Below are 14890 nucleotides of genomic sequence, written 5' to 3' on the forward strand. Positions count from 1 at the left end.
TTTCAGGCTGGCATTTAAAGTCATGAAGACGAGCTAAAATGAAAGTAAAACCGACGAATCCTATATGAAACTATTATTTTTATGAATCATCAGTTCAAAATATGGGTATTTATTAAATAAATATTGGGTGGTAATTTAAAAAAGTTCAATTAGAATCCAAAAATTCAACAAAAATGCATTTAGGGGGAAACATTGCTCACCGCAATGTTTACTTAAGAAAAATTAGCTTGAGGAACGCTCATGCAGATCGGAATCCCAACTGAAACTGTTGTCGGTGAAAGTCGTGTGGCTGCAACGCCAGAAACAGTAAAGAAGTTGATCAGTGCTGGTCATACAGTGGTCATTGAACGTAGAGCGGGTGTAAAAGCCGCTTATATTGACAGTGCATATGAACAGGTCGGTGCCAAAATTACGGATGATGCCTATACCGGCAGTCAGATTATTTTGAAAGTTCGTGCGCCTAAAGGTGACGAAATTCAAAAGCTTGCTCCAAATACTGCAGTTATTGCGATGTTTGACCCGTATCGCAACACTGAACTTGATCAGTTTGCATCACAGCAGGTTTCTGCATTTGCATTAGAGCTTTTGCCTCGTACGCTTTCCCGTGCGCAAAACATGGATGTGTTGTCTTCTCAAGCTAACCTGGCCGGTTATAAATCGGTACTTTTGGCTGCGGCAGAATACCAGCGCATGTTCCCAATGCTGATGACTGCAGCCGGTACGGTAAAACCGGCCCGTGTGGTGATTATGGGTGTCGGTGTTGCAGGTCTACAAGCGATTGCAACAGCGAAACGCTTGGGTGCTGTGGTAGAAGCAACCGATTTACGTCCAACTGCACGTGACCAGGTAGAATCGCTGGGCGGTAAATGGTTAGACGTGCCGATGTCGGATGAAGAAAAACAGAAAGCTGCTGATGCTGCTAAAAACGGTTATGGATGGATGCCAGGTGAGCAATACATCAAAGACCAGGCAGCGATTGTCGATAAAGCCGTTTCCAATGCTGACATCGTGATTACCACTGCACTTTTACCGGGCCGTGATGCACCGCGTTTAATTCGTGCTGAAACGGTTGCCAAAATGAAACCGGGTTCAATCATCCTGGATATGGCAGTTGAATCTGGCGGTAACGTGGAAGGCTCAAAATGTGGCGAAAATGTCGTGACTGATAATGGCGTGACCATTTTAGGTATTCCAAATATCCCGGCAACCGTTGCGACTGAAGCTTCGGCACTTTATGCGCGTAACGTCTTTAATTTCCTCGAGACACTGTTTGATGCAGAGAAAAACTTTGCCATCAATACGGAAGAAGAAATTCAAAAGGCCCTTCTAGTAACTCATGGCGGTCAAGTGCTGCTGAAGCGTGGTTAAGGAGAGAGATCATGGTTGAAACGATTACAATTTTCGTCCTTGCCATCTTCGTAGGTTACTACGTGGTTTGGGGCGTTACCCCTGCATTACATACGCCATTGATGGCTGTAACCAATGCTTTGTCATCTATTATTGTGGTGGGTGCGATGTTACAGACTGTTGGCATCCCGGGTTTGGTTGAGGCCAATGTGCAATTCCAAAGCATCAACGTGGTCAGTATTTTGGGTGCAGTCGCAGTATTCCTGGCAAGTATCAATATTTTTGGTGGCTTCGCCGTGACTGCACGTATGCTTGAAATGTTCAAGCCAAAGCAAAAGAAAAAAGAGGGCTAAGACATGGAATTCATTCGAGAATATGCGGATTGGTTCTACCTGGTTGGTGCCGTTCTTTTTATCTTAACCTTACGTGGTTTGTCTGGTCCTAAAACAGCGATTCAAGGTAACCGTTACGGTATGGTTGCAATGGCAATTGCCGTGATCACCACTTTCTTCGTTGCAGATCATCCTGTGGTCTGGATGATTGGCGGTGCGATGGTGCTGGGTGCAATTGTCGGTATTGCCCGTGCACGTACGGTTCCGATGACTCAAATGCCAGAAACTGTTGCATTAATGCACTCACTGGTGGGTTTGGCTGCGGTACTGATTGCCATTGCTGCGATTCTGCATAACAACCAGCTCACTGCATTATTTGCACAAAATGAAGCGGTATTAACGGCGGCTGGCGTACAGCATGCACATATGAGCAGCGTGCATTTATTTGAATTGTTCGTGGGTTGCTTCGTGGGTGCAATCACATTTACAGCCTCTGTATTTGCTTACGGTAAACTGGCGGCAAAGAAATGGGCAAAAACCATTTCGGGTGCATGGGTTAAACCGGTACAGGCGATTATCTTCCTGGCAATGCTCGGTTGTGGTATCAACTTCTTCTTAACAGGCGACATGACTTCGTTCTGGGCAATGACAGCACTTGCACTTGCATTTGGCTGGGTATGGATTGCACCGGTCGGTGGCGGTGATATGCCAGTTGTGGTGTCACTGTTGAACTCATTCTCTGGCTGGGCAGCAGCAGGTATTGGTTTCACTTTAGAAAACAATATGTTGATTGTTGCTGGTTCACTGGTTGGTTCTTCAGGTGCGATTCTGTCTTACATCATGTGTAAAGCCATGAACCGTTCAATCATCAATGTCTTGTTTGGTGGTGCAATGGGCGGTACGGCAGTTGCTTCTGGTGACAAGGGCGAACAGGTTCAGCGTAATCACCGTTCTGGTTCGGCAGATGATGCAGGCTTCTTGATGTCTAATGCAGACAGCGTTGTGATTGTACCGGGTTATGGTATGGCACAAGGCCGTGCACAAAATGCCGTGAAAGAATTGTGTGAAATCCTGAAAGAACAAGGCGTGAAAGTACGCTTTGCGATTCACCCGGTTGCAGGCCGTATGCCAGGTCACATGAACGTATTGCTTGCGGAAGCTGATGTGGCTTATGAAGACATCCTGGAAATGGATGAAATCAACTCGGACTTCCCGGCAACTGACGTGGTACTGGTGATTGGTGCAAACGACGTAGTGAACCCGGCAGCTAAAGATGATCCGACTTCACCAATTTATGGCATGCCAATTCTGGAAGCACATAAGGCGCGTACCATTATGGTGATCAAGCGTTCAATGGCAACAGGTTATGCAGGTCTGGACAATGACTTGTTCTATAACGAAAAAACCATGATGATCTTCGGTGATGCCAAGAAAGTTGTGGAAGACATGACTAAAGCGATTAACGGCGGCGGTCACTAAGCTTCATTTACACATCTTGCTCTAACCGATCTTTTGAAGAAGAAGCTTAGACAGAATTAAAAAACCACCTTCGGGTGGTTTTTTAATTCTAGAATATATGACTTTTCAACAATTAAATTGAAGAACAGAGCAGGGCACATTTTTATAAGGCTATGGTCTCTTGTTTTTTTTGGTGCTGCCTGATCAAGCGATATTGCAAAAATGCTTTATAAAATGGCAATTAACTGTTTATTTCTAAATGGGTATTGCTGATGAGGGATATTTTTAGAAAATAAGTTGTGTTAGACCGGCATTTGCCGGCCTTTTTAAATAAAAAGATAAATCTCGATAATCTGGCATTTCTTTTGCATTTTTGTGATTCAGTTTTAGGGGGACTGTTCATGAAAATAATAAAGTATCTAGTATTGCTGTTATGTGTATGTTCACTACCGGCATTTGCAAGTGAAACCGCGACAAACACAGCCAATATTCAGGAAATACGCTTATCACTCGACAGCGTATGGGTAGTGATGGGCGGTATATTGGTGTTCTTTATGCAGGCCGGTTTTGCACTGATCGAAAGTGGTTCGGTACGCAGCAAAAATACAGTGAATGTACTGATGAAAAATTATATGGATGCTTGTCTGGGGGGATTGGTCTTCTGGTTGGTGGGTTTTGGTTTGATGTTTGGGGTCAATGCTTCAGGCTGGATCGGAACCAGTCATTTTGCACCCAATGTCATGGATGGTTGGCATTGGAATCTATTGTTCTTTCAAATGATGTTTGCAGCAACAGCAACCACCATTGCCAGCGGAGCCATGGCTGAGCGCATTCACTTTGTTGCTTATATTGTCAGTGCCACCGTAGTCAGCGGCCTGATTTATCCAATCTTTGGCAGCTGGGTATGGGGCAGTATTTTTGATGGCTCAGGCTGGCTAAAAGCTTTAGGTTTCATTGACTTCGCCGGTTCAACCGTGGTGCATTCTATTGGTGGCTGGGTCGCTCTGGCTGGAATTATTGTATTGGGGCCACGTTTGGGGCGCTTTGGACGTAATGGACAAAGTCACCATTTGGCCGCACATAATCTACCTTTGGTGGCCTTGGGCGGTTTTATCCTCTGGCTGGCATGGTTTGGTTTTAATGCTGCATCCACCGTGAATGCCAATGTCAGTATTGGCCGAATTGCCCTCAATACCCATTTGGCTGCCTGTGCGGGAGCGGTGGCTTATATGCTGTATGCCCTGATTCGTGGTAAAGCAATTTTAATGCAGACCACCATTAATGCCTCATTGGGTGGTCTGGTCGGTATTACCGCAGGTTGTGCCACCATGTCACCACTATTTGCCGTAATTACCGGCCTTGTTGCAGGTTTGTTGGTGAGTGTGCTGCCAAGTCTGATGGAAAAACTCAAACTGGACGATGTGGTTGATGCCGTGACGGTACATGGTTTTTGCGGGGCATGGGGAACGCTGGCAGCAGGTTTGTTCTTTGAAACAGATATGTTTAATTCACAAATTGTCTCGATTCAGCTTTTGGGCATAGGCGCTGCATTTGCATGGGGCTTTGGGGTTGCATTGATCGTTTTTAAAATTCTGGACAAATTGCTGGGTGGGTTGCGTGTGAGTAAGCAACATGAACAACGTGGCCTGGATTATACCGAACATGCGGAACTGTCTTATCCCGAATTTCAGCGTGATGTGACTTTTGAAACAGATGATATTACCAAACGCCACTAAACTAACAAGGGGAGTTTCGCTATGCCAAATGAATTACTCACTGTGATGCAAAAGAAACAGGCGATTGAACGCGGTTTAAGTCATTATCTGCAAGGGACTGTATTGGAACGGGTATTGAATTATTGGGAACAGGAGTACGGAGACAAACCTTCATTTGTCCTCAACCGTTTTATGAATGACATTTGCAATACCGATGAATTGCGTGTTCAGCGCAAAGAAATGCTGAAGCAGGTGTTATGTGAAATGTCGGCGGTTGAGAAACAGGTGTTGCTGGATACCCAGCCAAAAGTGCAAACGGAGGTGCCGATTTCAGCCGATTTTGCCGATGCTTTTTTTGATTTGATTAATGGAGTGCTACAGACAGTAGCTAGAGCTGATCTGAATGATTTTAATGTGGAAGTCAAAAATCATGTTCAAGCCCTGGGCATTGCCATTCAGCAATCCGCGAATCTGAATGATGCTGCTTTTGCAGAATGTTTACCGCTCACCAGTTATGCTCAGGTGATAACCGCATCATATGAATGCTATTGTGAATTCTATGGTCCAAGCAAGGCTGATCAGGTTTATGCACGGGTGAAAATGGACATCAAGAGCAAATATCCGTCCGTGGATTTACATCATTTATTATAGTTGGCAGCAATCTTGATCGAATGGATGTTCAGTCTTAAGCCTAGGCTGGGCATCCCAAAAATAGCAGCACTAAAAAAGCGACCTGAAGGTCGCTTTTTTAGTTTAAATTTTTAAGCTACTGATTCTGGAGTCACGCGCCATAAGCTTTCAAGGTCGTAAAATTTACGCGCTGTTGGAAGCATGACATGAACCACCACAAAACCAAGATCGATTAAGATCCATTCAGCATCACGTTCGCCTTCAACGCCGATAGGGCGGAAACCCGCTTTACGTGCTTCTTCAGCAACGTTATCTGCGAGGGCTTTAATGTGACGGGTTGATGTACCGCTAGCAATAACCATGGCATCTGCCACATTGCTGATTGCGCTGACATCAAGTTCTAAAATATCTTTTGCTTTTACATCTGATAGGGCTTCATGTACAACTTTTAAGCAAGCTTGTACATCTTTAGCATGAGCATTCATTGCGTGTTCGAGAGAATTAGAAGCGCTGGGCGATGGTTCTAAATTCATAAAGGGTTTAATTTCCGGACAATATCTCATCGTGTAATATAGCGGTTTTGGTGCCGAATTTCAAATCAGTTCATAATTTAACTTTGCGGATGTTTTGCAAAATATTTATCTTTCCATGCAAAAGAATGGTTTGAATGCGCCTGTGGACGGTATTCTGCCGCAGTAAAACCGTTATAAGTGCTTTGATTTAACCACTGAAAAATTTCTGCATATTGAATTTGTGCCGTATCGGGCTGATGTCGTCCCGGACAGTCTGCAAATTGGATATGTCCAATATCCTGAATATTTTCCTTTAAGCCTTGCAGTACATCTTCACCCATCATCGCCATGTGATAGCAGTCATATTGCATTTTCAGCGCAGGGTGTTGTACCGCTTCCAGCATCTCCTGGGCTTGGGCAATATTCTGCACCAAAAAGCGTGGCATATCGGTGCTGTTAATCATTTCAAACACCGGTTGGATGTTATGTGCAGCAAGCATGGAACAGGCCAGTTTTAAATTTTTTGCTAGGGTATTTAAGCAAGGCAACAAGTCTGCATCTAGCGGTTGCTTGCCGGCCAGAATATTCACACTGGGTACATTCAGTGCTGTGGCGTATTGAATTGCCTGTTCCAGGGCATGATGAAACTCGATTTCTTGACCCGGTACGCCAGCCAGACCATTGCCACCTTGCATCAGGTCACCTGCAGGCACATTAATCAGGCACAGGCTAAGATCATGCAGGGTCAGTTGAGTCTGAATCTGTTCAATGCTGAGTTCATAGGGAAACTGAATTTCTACATGCTGAAAACCATGAGCCTGCGCCAGAGCAAAGCGCTCAAGCAAAGGCACTTCAGTAAAAATCATCGATAAATTTACCGCTAGCTTAATCATGCTTTTACTCCTTGCTCGCTAAAAAATGTTCTGCTCAAGATTCAACAAGTTGAATGACCGTCGCCAGATCAGCTTCAGCATAGCCTTTATTTTGATGAGTTTTCAATTGTGAAAGTGCCTGTTTTGCTACAGGAATATTTAAATTGAACTGTTCAGCCAGCTGTACGGCATTATTTAAGTCTTTGGACAGGGTTTGAACTTTCCATTGCACCGGTTCAAAAGTATGCGTGGCCATACGCGGGGTTAAAATCTGAAACGGTTTGGAGTCGGCAAAACCACCGGCAAGCGCTGGAGCCAGCAGGGTTGTATCCACCCCGGCTTGTCCAGCTAAAGCCACCGCTTCAGCAATAAGAGTACTGTTGGCTGCCACAATTAGCTGGTTGCAAATTTTGGTGGCTTGTCCGGTGCCCGTTTCACCCATACGGGTCACACGTTGCGAAAGTACATTATAAATCAGTGATAAATCTTGGATGGTTTGCCTGTCCCCACCGGCAAAGATCACTAGTGTGCCCTGTTCGGCACCTGCCGTGCCACCGGAAACAGGGGAGTCAATCCACTGGACTTGACGAGTTTGAGCCTGCTCTGCCAAAACTTTGGTTTTATCCACAGACAGGCTGGAGAAATCCACAATCACTTGTCCGGCCTGTAAATTGCTCTGAATCTGGTCATAAACCGCTTGTACGGCAGCATCATCGGCCAGACAGGTCAGAATCACCGGATATTGTCCAATATTCTGCAAGTCCAGGGCTGTGGCGCCCATATCAATCAGCACGTCACAGGCGGATGCCGTTCTGTTCCATACAGCCACTTCAAAACCGGCTTGAATCAGCCGAGTTGCCATTCGGCTTCCCATGAGACCCATGCCTAAGAATGCAATTTTTGTATTACGATCAAAACTCATGTGTTTTTCTCTGAACGATCCTGTTATGGCCCTATTTTACTTATATTGACGCGGTAAAAACTGAACTTCAGGGTTCTTGTCTTTTTTACGAGCCAACTTACTATTTTTACCTAACAGTAATTTCAGCTGCCAGATTTTCTCCAGACGTAACGATTTCTTCGGTTCATGTTCCATGGCATCCAGTACCCGTTTGGCTGCAGCAAGTGCATCCGGAGACCGTTGCAGCATTTCTTCTGCTATGGCTTGTGCTTTAGTTACAGGAGAGGCATCGAGATGAGTCACCAAACCAATTTCTTTGGCATAGTTGGCATCAAAAATACGACCGGTCAAGGTCAGCTCTTTGGCCAGATCAACACTGATAATGCCTTTAATGGAACGGGTCAGCCCCATGTCCGGCACCAATCCCCAGCGGCTTTCCATAATCGACATTTTGGTGTCCGGATGGGCAATACGAATATCGGCTGCCAGAGCCAACTGCATGCCGGCACCCAGACAATAACCTTCGATTGCTGCAATGACCGGTACAGGCAGTTCCTGCCAGATTAAAAAGGCTTTCTGGAACAGGCTTTGTCCCGGTTTGATCAGTTCCCAAGCCGCGTAAGCGGTATTTTTCGGCGCATTTAAATCGGCTAGATCAATTCCGGCACTAAACACATGCGCTTCGCCAGTTAAAATGACACAACGAATCGAGCGGTCTTTTTTGATCTGCTTAGCGGCATTCACCAGTTCACGTAACAAAGCAAAGCTCATGGCATTGCGTTTTTCTGGACGGTTTAAAGAAACGGTTGCGATGCCATTGTTTTTTTCTATGCGAAGTAACGCCATGAGATAGACCTGTATTTTTATATGGTTTTGAGCATAACATGGACATTTCTATGATACATGCCAAGATACATGACAGCAGAGTCACATCTAAGGATGGACGCTGCCGGCAAAATTAGTATCAGTCCCGATCAGATATTCTGTTTGCTTAAAATTTGCTGTGAAGCCTGTTCAACCTGCTGAATCACGGACTGTAATTGATCAAAGCGTTGCAGGGTTTCCTGAATAAAGGCTTCATCTGCTTTGCGTCGTTCTTTACGTAAGGAAGAAACAAATTGCTCAAATCCACCGGTTACTTCTTGCAAGTGCGGCACACCTACATAACGGGTTGCACCATATAAACGGTGCAGCACATGTTCCAGTTGCGGAAAATCTTCCATCTCGATTAACTGCTGCATTTCATCCAGTTCAGTCGGGAAACTGTCCGTCAGCATTTTCAGTAAATCGATGGCTAAATCTTCTTTATTGGCTGCCAGTTGCAGGCTTTGTTGCCAATCCAGAATAGTGGGATCCAGCGCTTCAATCAGAATGGATTGCTCTACACTTTTAGCCTTTTTAAAGCTTTCCGAAGTCCAGTGGGTCAGAATCTGAGTAATCTGTTCCATCTGAATCGGTTTGGTGACGTAATCATCCATGCCCACCTGCAACAGTTTCTGCTTTTCATCCGCCAGTGCATGGGCAGTCAGGGCAATAATCGGCAAGCGTTTATGGTCTTCCAAGGTCGATTCTAGCGAGCGAATGGCGCGAGTGGTATCAATACCGGACATGACCGGCATTTGAATATCCATAAACACCACATCAAATGCAGGCAAACCTTGTGCTATACGCTGCTGGATAATATCAATGGCTTCCTGACCACTCAGGGCTTTGGTGGTGGTGACATTCAGCTCTGCGAGCAGCGCTTCCAGAACAATCAGATTCGGTAAATGGTCATCCACGGCCAGTACATGCAGACCTTGTCCATTAAACTCTTCATGTACATCTTGCTCGAAAATAGGCTGATTGCTGAGGAGCTGGATCAAGGCACTACGGCTGAGTGGTTGATACAGTGGGCGTGCACGGTACTCGTTCAGCATGTTTTGATCAAGCGCCATCTGATAGCCATATACCGCAATATTGCCATGATAGCGGTTGCGTATTTCTTTCAGCAAAGCTTCACTATCGCCACTATGATCGACAATCAGCCAGGTATTTTCATCGCTTTTCGAGAATTTATTCAGCTGACTGAACAAGTCCAGAATCGAGGTGGTTTCGACATGATGAACATCATAATTTTCAAGATAATGCCGTAAAATATTGGCTGTTGCAGGGTGGGCTAAATAGGAAACCACCTGCATTTGATTAAAGTGTGGATGCACAATTTCAATATCTTCCTCCACGACAAACATGGCGGTGAACCAGAAAGTGGAACCTTTTTCAGTGGGTGCGCGTTCCTGGTTATCTTCAAAGCCAATTTGCCCTTGCATCAAATGCACCAGCTGTTTGGAAATAGCCAGGCCGAGTCCTGTACCGCCAAATTGACGGGTCACTGAAGCATCGCCTTGCGAGAAAGATTCAAACAGTTTTTTACGGTCTGTACCACTCAGGCCAATACCACTGTCCTGCACGCTAAAGTGCAATAGACATTGCCCGATATCATCATGTTCCATACGGGCACGGACAATAATTTCGCCATCCGGAGTAAATTTAATCGCATTGGAAATCAGGTTGGTCAGAATCTGCTTGAAGCGCAGGACATCGCCAATGACTTGAGTTGGCACATTGTCAGCATAATAAAACGCCATATCGATATGCTTTTGTGCCGCCAATGGCGAGAGCATATCCATCACGTCAAAAATGGCTTCTTCCATGTCAAACGGTGCAGTTTCCAGTTCCAGCTTGCCGGCATCAATTTTGGAGAAATCCAGTACATCGTTAATCAGTGCCAGCAGATGGGCAGATGATTTACGAATGGTTTGCAAATACAGGTTCTGCTCATTGCTCAGGTTACCTTGACGCAGCAATAAATGAATAAAGCCATCAATACTGTTCAAGGGAGTACGCAATTCGTGGCTGATATTGGCCAGAAACACCGATTTGGACTGGTTGGCTGAAATCGCCTGGTCACGTGCCTGACGATAGGTAATGTTTTGAACTTCCAGGGTATCCAGGGTGCGGCGCAAATCATCTTCAGTCTGTTCGGTATGTTCTTTGAGTTCCAGAAAGCTAAAGTGCAAGCGCTTGACCACATTGGCAATATCGCGCTGCAATAAGCGCAATTCACCGGTACTGTTAATCACCATGTGTTGATCAAGGGTGTCGGCATTCAGGCGTTGTAACTGCATCCGGATTTCGTACATCGGCGCAATCCAGCGCCGTGAATAGAAATTCAGGCACAGTAACAGCAGCAATAAAGTCAGCAGGCCGGTGGCAATCAGTACAATCATGACCCGGTAGTGGGCAATTTCCAGGGGCTGGTTATCCAGCTCAATCACCAGTCTGGCCGGGTTATCGGTATGTTCATTAATTTTTAAGGCATAGATATGATTGTGATTATGCAGGATAGGGCCGACAAAATCGGCTTTAGCGTCAATCTTGGGCCAAGCTTCCTGATCTTGAAAACCAATACTTAAACGGTTTCTGCCTTGGGGATCGATAATTGCGGCACGAATGAGATGTTTTTCATCCAGCATCACCTGCAGGGTATTACGGGCCTGATCATATTGCCAGGGATAGTTGTTGAGCAGATCGAATGCAGCTTCGGCGGTAAGCTGATAGCGAGCCACAATGGCAATCGCCATTTGACGTTGCTGCGCACGTGATGCATTGGATGTTTCGGATAAAACCAGCAATGCCCCCACACATGCCAAAACCATAATGGGGACAAAAATCATGGCGATGAGTTGTCCATAAGCATGATTTAAGTGTAGACGCTTAAATAACTTTTTATTGATATTTGACATGGTTAAAGCAGTTGATTCCCTATGCTTTGCATATTAGCACGCTTTATTTAAAACTGGCTGCGCTTTAATCACTTTCAATAAAAAGCCTGCTAAATGGGTGCAGGAGGAAGCATTTTTTCATACAATAGGCGCACCTCGATATAGGTGCAAATAATGAGTAATACTACCCCTGATTTCCAAGCTGACGAATTTTTACTGGACCACTATGTAGGAAAAACTCCTCTGGTGCGTTTACAACGTTTGGCAAGTCATACTCAAGCAACAGTATTGGCTAAACTTGAAGGAAACAATCCTGCAGGTTCGGTAAAAGACCGCCCAGCGTACAATATGATTATGCAAGCTGAAAAACGCGGTCAAATCAAGCCAGGCGATACATTGATTGAAGCGACCAGTGGAAATACGGGAATTGCTTTGGCCATGGTGGCTGCCATGCGTGGCTATAAAATGAAACTCATTATGCCTGCAGGTTCAAGTCAGGAACGCAAAGATGCGATGCGTGCTTATGGCGCCGAGCTGATCGAGTCTGAGAATATGGAACAGGCGCGTGATATGGCGCTGCAAATGCAAAAAGAAGGGAACGGACTGGTCTTGAACCAGTTTGGCAACCCGGACAATGTGGATGCCCATTACCGGACGACTGGTCCGGAAATCTGGCAACAAACCGGCGGTAAAATTACCCATTTCGTCAGTTCCATGGGAACCACAGGTACGATTATGGGAATTTCCAAATATCTGAAAGAACAAAATCCTGATATTCAAATTGTCGGGTTACAACCTTCTGAAGGTTCAAATATTGCCGGTATCCGTCGTTGGCCACAAGAATATCTTCCAACCATTTTTGATCCAAAACGCGTTGACCGCATTATGGATATTCCGCAAATTGAAGCGGAAAAAACTGCACGTCAATTGGCGCGCAAAGAAGGCATCAGTGCCGGAACTTCATCAGGCGGTGCTGTTTGGGCCTCCATTAAACTGGCGGAAGAAAATCCGGGTGCCGTGATTGTCTGTATCATCTGTGACCGTGGTGACCGCTATCTGTCTACCGGTTTATTCTCTGTAGTCGATCCTGAATAATTCAAAATTGTGAGATGAAATGCGCTTACCTGTCTTAATTTTCGATATCGAAACGCTGACCGATTTAAAGTCAGGCGCGCATTTATATCATCTGGATTTACCCGAAGCAGATCTTGAGCAGGCGTTAATGAAATTGCGCCGTCAGGAATCGGGCATGGATTTTCAGCGTTTGCCGCTGCATGAAATTGTCTGTATTTCCGGGCTATGGATTGATGAAAATGGCGCAATGAAGCTGTTTTCATTTAGCCGCGAGCAATACGGCGAAGCGGAGATTTTAAAAAAATTCCTGTCCATTTTTGACAAGCGTCATCCGACATTGGTCAGCTGGAATGGCTCGCAATTTGATTTGCCGGTGATTCTGTTCCGCGCCATGTATCATGGTCTTTCGGCACCAAGTTTGTTTGATCAGGGCGAAATTGATCAGCAAAAGCGCTATAATAATTACCAGAACCGTTACCATCAGCGTCATGTCGATTTAATGGATGTCATGGCCATGTTTAATGGTCGTCATTTCCAGAAGTTGGATGATATTGCACACCTGTTGGGCTTTCCGGGCAAGCGCGGTGATGGTGCTTACCATGTTCCGGAATATGTCCGAGCGCAACAGTGGTCAAAACTGACCAGCTACTGTGAAGGCGATGTGCTGAATACCTGGCTGATCTATTTACGCTGGTTATTGCTGAAAGGTCAGTTACTGACTGAAGACCATCGTTACTGGATTCAAGCCACCATCCAGTATTTACAGCAACAACCGCAACATGCGGATTTTCTCCAGGTATGGCGTGAAACCTCACAACATACCGAATTTACCACTGCAGATTTTTTCTCTCCCACACTTTAGGTATTCATGAAACATAGAACCAAGCCACGTCCAGCTCAATATCCGATTTATACGTTTCAGGTTGAGTCTCTTTCACATGAAGGACGGGGGATAGCACACTATGGATCACATCCCGATCATCCGAGTGACAAGCACGGTAAAAAAGTTTTTATTGCTTATGCCTTGCCTGGTGAGACGGTGAGAGCCCAAATTACCAATGTGGTGAAACGTTTAGAAGAAGCAGATTGTGTTGAAATTCTGAGTCAGCCTTCGCATTTGCGTGTTCAACCGCCATGTCCGCATTTCGGTGTCTGTGGGGGCTGTAATATGCAGCACATCCAGCAAGATGAGCAAATTCGACTCAAACAGGATGTCTTGAAATCTCATCTGGAACATTTTGCCGGCATTCAACCCGAACAATGGTTGGCACCATTACGTTCCAAGCGAGAGGATTACCGCCGTAAAGCGCGTATTGGTGTGCGCTATATTCCGGCTAAAGATCAACTGGTGGTGGGTTTTCGTGAGCGTCAGAGCAATAAACTGACTCCGATTGACCGTTGTATGGTACTAGACCGTGAATTTGGTTCCATCACCGAGTTAAAACAATTACTCCAAAGTCTAAAGGGCAAAGCAGCGATTGGTCATGTAGAATTGGCCATGGGTGATCAGGATATTGCACTGCTGGTTCGTCATACTGAAAAATTGTCATCCGATGATGTCAACCAATTAAAACAGTTTACGTTAAACAGACAGTGGCAGTTGTATTTGCAGCCTGCAGGTAGCGACAGTTTGCATCGGGTGGATGATCCGACCGCGGCGATGCGTTTGCATTATGCTTTGGATGAGTTTGATGTGAAATTTGGCTTTAATCCGCTGGATTTTACTCAGGTCAATTCGACCATTAACCCGCAGATGGTGAAGCTGGCATGTGATTTGCTTCAGTTGCAGCAAGGTGAACGCGTTCTCGACCTGTTTTGTGGTTTAGGAAATTTTTCTTTACCCCTGGCTCGTTGTGTCGGTGAAGCCGGACAAGTAGTCGCTGTTGAAGGAAGTGAAGAAATGGTACAACGTGGGGCAGAAAATGCTAAACAAAACGGCATGACTCACGTTCAGTTCCATTCACAAGATTTAACAAAAGATTTTTCGCAGCATTCTTGGGCAAATCAAGGATTTGATGCATTATTGATTGACCCTCCACGTTCAGGTGCGGAAGAAATAATGTATTATGTGCCCAAGTTTGGTGCAAAAAGAATCGTTTATGTATCATGTAATCCTGCAACATTGGCGCGAGATGCGGGTGTACTGGCGAAACATGGTTATCGATTAAAAAAGGCTGGGGTAATGGACATGTTTACCCATACGGGACATGTGGAATCTATTGCCTTATTCGAAAAATATAAAGAAATAAACGATTTATAATATGAAGTGTAAAAAAGTAGGAGTA

Annotated in this window: 13 protein-coding genes; 8 read left to right on the top strand and 5 right to left on the bottom strand. The window is 45.2% G+C overall.

Features of this window, described 5'->3' with window-relative positions:
• Positions 1 to 240 precede the first annotated feature (240 nt).
• The 5 genes from WAE57_RS12645 (at position 241) to WAE57_RS12665 (ending at position 5503) form a co-directional block, all read left to right on the top strand.
• The gene (locus WAE57_RS12645) at positions 241 to 1368 is read left to right on the top strand and encodes a Re/Si-specific NAD(P)(+) transhydrogenase subunit alpha (RefSeq protein ID WP_301432891.1); all 1128 of its coding nucleotides are present in this window, start codon (positions 241 to 243) and stop codon (positions 1366 to 1368) included.
• Positions 1369 to 1379: 11 nt separating this feature from the next.
• Positions 1380 to 1700, top strand: coding sequence for a proton-translocating transhydrogenase family protein (locus WAE57_RS12650; RefSeq protein ID WP_086195869.1), 321 nt, complete (start codon positions 1380 to 1382; stop codon positions 1698 to 1700).
• Positions 1701 to 1703: 3 nt separating this feature from the next.
• On the top strand, positions 1704 to 3158 hold the full coding sequence (locus tag WAE57_RS12655) for an NAD(P)(+) transhydrogenase (Re/Si-specific) subunit beta (RefSeq protein WP_337710869.1): 1455 nt from the start codon (positions 1704 to 1706) through the stop codon (positions 3156 to 3158).
• Positions 3159 to 3538: 380 nt separating this feature from the next.
• Positions 3539 to 4873 carry an ammonium transporter gene (locus WAE57_RS12660; protein WP_237787727.1) on the top strand — a complete coding sequence of 445 codons (1335 nt, stop codon included), beginning with the start codon at positions 3539 to 3541 and terminating at the stop codon, positions 4871 to 4873.
• Between the two features lie 21 nt (positions 4874 to 4894).
• The gene (locus WAE57_RS12665; protein ID WP_237787726.1) at positions 4895 to 5503 is read left to right on the top strand and encodes a hypothetical protein; all 609 of its coding nucleotides are present in this window, start codon (positions 4895 to 4897) and stop codon (positions 5501 to 5503) included.
• Positions 5504 to 5613: 110 nt separating this feature from the next.
• Here the strand turns inward: WAE57_RS12665 and rsfS are convergent, their stop codons facing one another.
• The 5 genes from rsfS to WAE57_RS12690 form a co-directional block, all read right to left on the bottom strand.
• The gene (rsfS, locus tag WAE57_RS12670; RefSeq protein WP_337710870.1) at positions 5614 to 6015 is read right to left on the bottom strand and encodes a ribosome silencing factor; all 402 of its coding nucleotides are present in this window, start codon (positions 6013 to 6015) and stop codon (positions 5614 to 5616) included.
• Positions 6016 to 6092: 77 nt separating this feature from the next.
• Positions 6093 to 6887: a TIM barrel protein gene (locus WAE57_RS12675; RefSeq protein WP_237787724.1), complete on the bottom strand. Its 795-nt coding sequence runs from the start codon at positions 6885 to 6887 to the stop codon at positions 6093 to 6095.
• A gap of 34 nt (positions 6888 to 6921) precedes the next feature.
• Positions 6922 to 7788, bottom strand: a complete 867-nt coding sequence (locus tag WAE57_RS12680) for an NAD(P)-dependent oxidoreductase (protein WP_086174371.1) — start codon at positions 7786 to 7788, stop codon at positions 6922 to 6924.
• A 36-nt stretch (positions 7789 to 7824) separates the two neighbouring features.
• The gene (locus WAE57_RS12685; RefSeq protein ID WP_237787723.1) at positions 7825 to 8613 is read right to left on the bottom strand and encodes a crotonase/enoyl-CoA hydratase family protein; all 789 of its coding nucleotides are present in this window, start codon (positions 8611 to 8613) and stop codon (positions 7825 to 7827) included.
• A 128-nt stretch (positions 8614 to 8741) separates the two neighbouring features.
• Complete coding sequence (locus WAE57_RS12690; RefSeq protein ID WP_337710871.1) at positions 8742 to 11552, bottom strand: ATP-binding protein; 2811 nt, start codon at positions 11550 to 11552, stop codon at positions 8742 to 8744.
• 153 nt (positions 11553 to 11705) lie between these two features.
• Between WAE57_RS12690 and cysM the strand changes: the two genes are divergently transcribed.
• Genes cysM through rlmD form a run of 3 tightly spaced genes read left to right on the top strand, consistent with a single transcriptional unit; the run spans position 11706 to position 14865 of the window.
• Positions 11706 to 12626: a cysteine synthase CysM gene (gene cysM, locus WAE57_RS12695; protein WP_337710872.1), complete on the top strand. Its 921-nt coding sequence runs from the start codon at positions 11706 to 11708 to the stop codon at positions 12624 to 12626.
• Between the two features lie 19 nt (positions 12627 to 12645).
• Positions 12646 to 13467 (top strand): 3'-5' exonuclease, encoded by an 822-nt coding sequence (locus WAE57_RS12700; protein WP_337710873.1) that lies wholly within the window; start codon positions 12646 to 12648, stop codon positions 13465 to 13467.
• A gap of 6 nt (positions 13468 to 13473) precedes the next feature.
• The gene (gene rlmD, locus WAE57_RS12705) at positions 13474 to 14865 is read left to right on the top strand and encodes a 23S rRNA (uracil(1939)-C(5))-methyltransferase RlmD (RefSeq protein WP_337710874.1); all 1392 of its coding nucleotides are present in this window, start codon (positions 13474 to 13476) and stop codon (positions 14863 to 14865) included.
• Positions 14866 to 14890 lie beyond the last annotated feature (25 nt).

Source organism: Acinetobacter sp. NS-4, from assembly GCF_037402435.1.
Classification (GTDB): domain Bacteria; phylum Pseudomonadota; class Gammaproteobacteria; order Pseudomonadales; family Moraxellaceae; genus Acinetobacter.

Excerpts from the sequence above, each read along its gene's own strand:
- WAE57_RS12645 (WP_301432891.1), top strand. The coding sequence starts at position 241 with ATGCAGATCGGAATCCCAACTGAAACTGTTGTCGGTGAAAGTCGTGTG.
- WAE57_RS12650 (WP_086195869.1), top strand. The coding sequence starts at position 1,380 with ATGGTTGAAACGATTACAATTTTCGTCCTTGCCATCTTCGTAGGTTAC.
- WAE57_RS12655 (WP_337710869.1), top strand. The coding sequence starts at position 1,704 with ATGGAATTCATTCGAGAATATGCGGATTGGTTCTACCTGGTTGGTGCC.
- WAE57_RS12660 (WP_237787727.1), top strand. The coding sequence starts at position 3,539 with ATGAAAATAATAAAGTATCTAGTATTGCTGTTATGTGTATGTTCACTA.
- WAE57_RS12665 (WP_237787726.1), top strand. The coding sequence starts at position 4,895 with ATGCCAAATGAATTACTCACTGTGATGCAAAAGAAACAGGCGATTGAA.
- rsfS (WP_337710870.1), bottom strand. The coding sequence starts at position 6,015 with ATGAATTTAGAACCATCGCCCAGCGCTTCTAATTCTCTCGAACACGCA.
- WAE57_RS12675 (WP_237787724.1), bottom strand. The coding sequence starts at position 6,887 with ATGATTAAGCTAGCGGTAAATTTATCGATGATTTTTACTGAAGTGCCT.
- WAE57_RS12680 (WP_086174371.1), bottom strand. The coding sequence starts at position 7,788 with ATGAGTTTTGATCGTAATACAAAAATTGCATTCTTAGGCATGGGTCTC.
- WAE57_RS12685 (WP_237787723.1), bottom strand. The coding sequence starts at position 8,613 with ATGGCGTTACTTCGCATAGAAAAAAACAATGGCATCGCAACCGTTTCT.
- WAE57_RS12690 (WP_337710871.1), bottom strand. The coding sequence starts at position 11,552 with ATGTCAAATATCAATAAAAAGTTATTTAAGCGTCTACACTTAAATCAT.
- cysM (WP_337710872.1), top strand. The coding sequence starts at position 11,706 with ATGAGTAATACTACCCCTGATTTCCAAGCTGACGAATTTTTACTGGAC.
- WAE57_RS12700 (WP_337710873.1), top strand. The coding sequence starts at position 12,646 with ATGCGCTTACCTGTCTTAATTTTCGATATCGAAACGCTGACCGATTTA.
- rlmD (WP_337710874.1), top strand. The coding sequence starts at position 13,474 with ATGAAACATAGAACCAAGCCACGTCCAGCTCAATATCCGATTTATACG.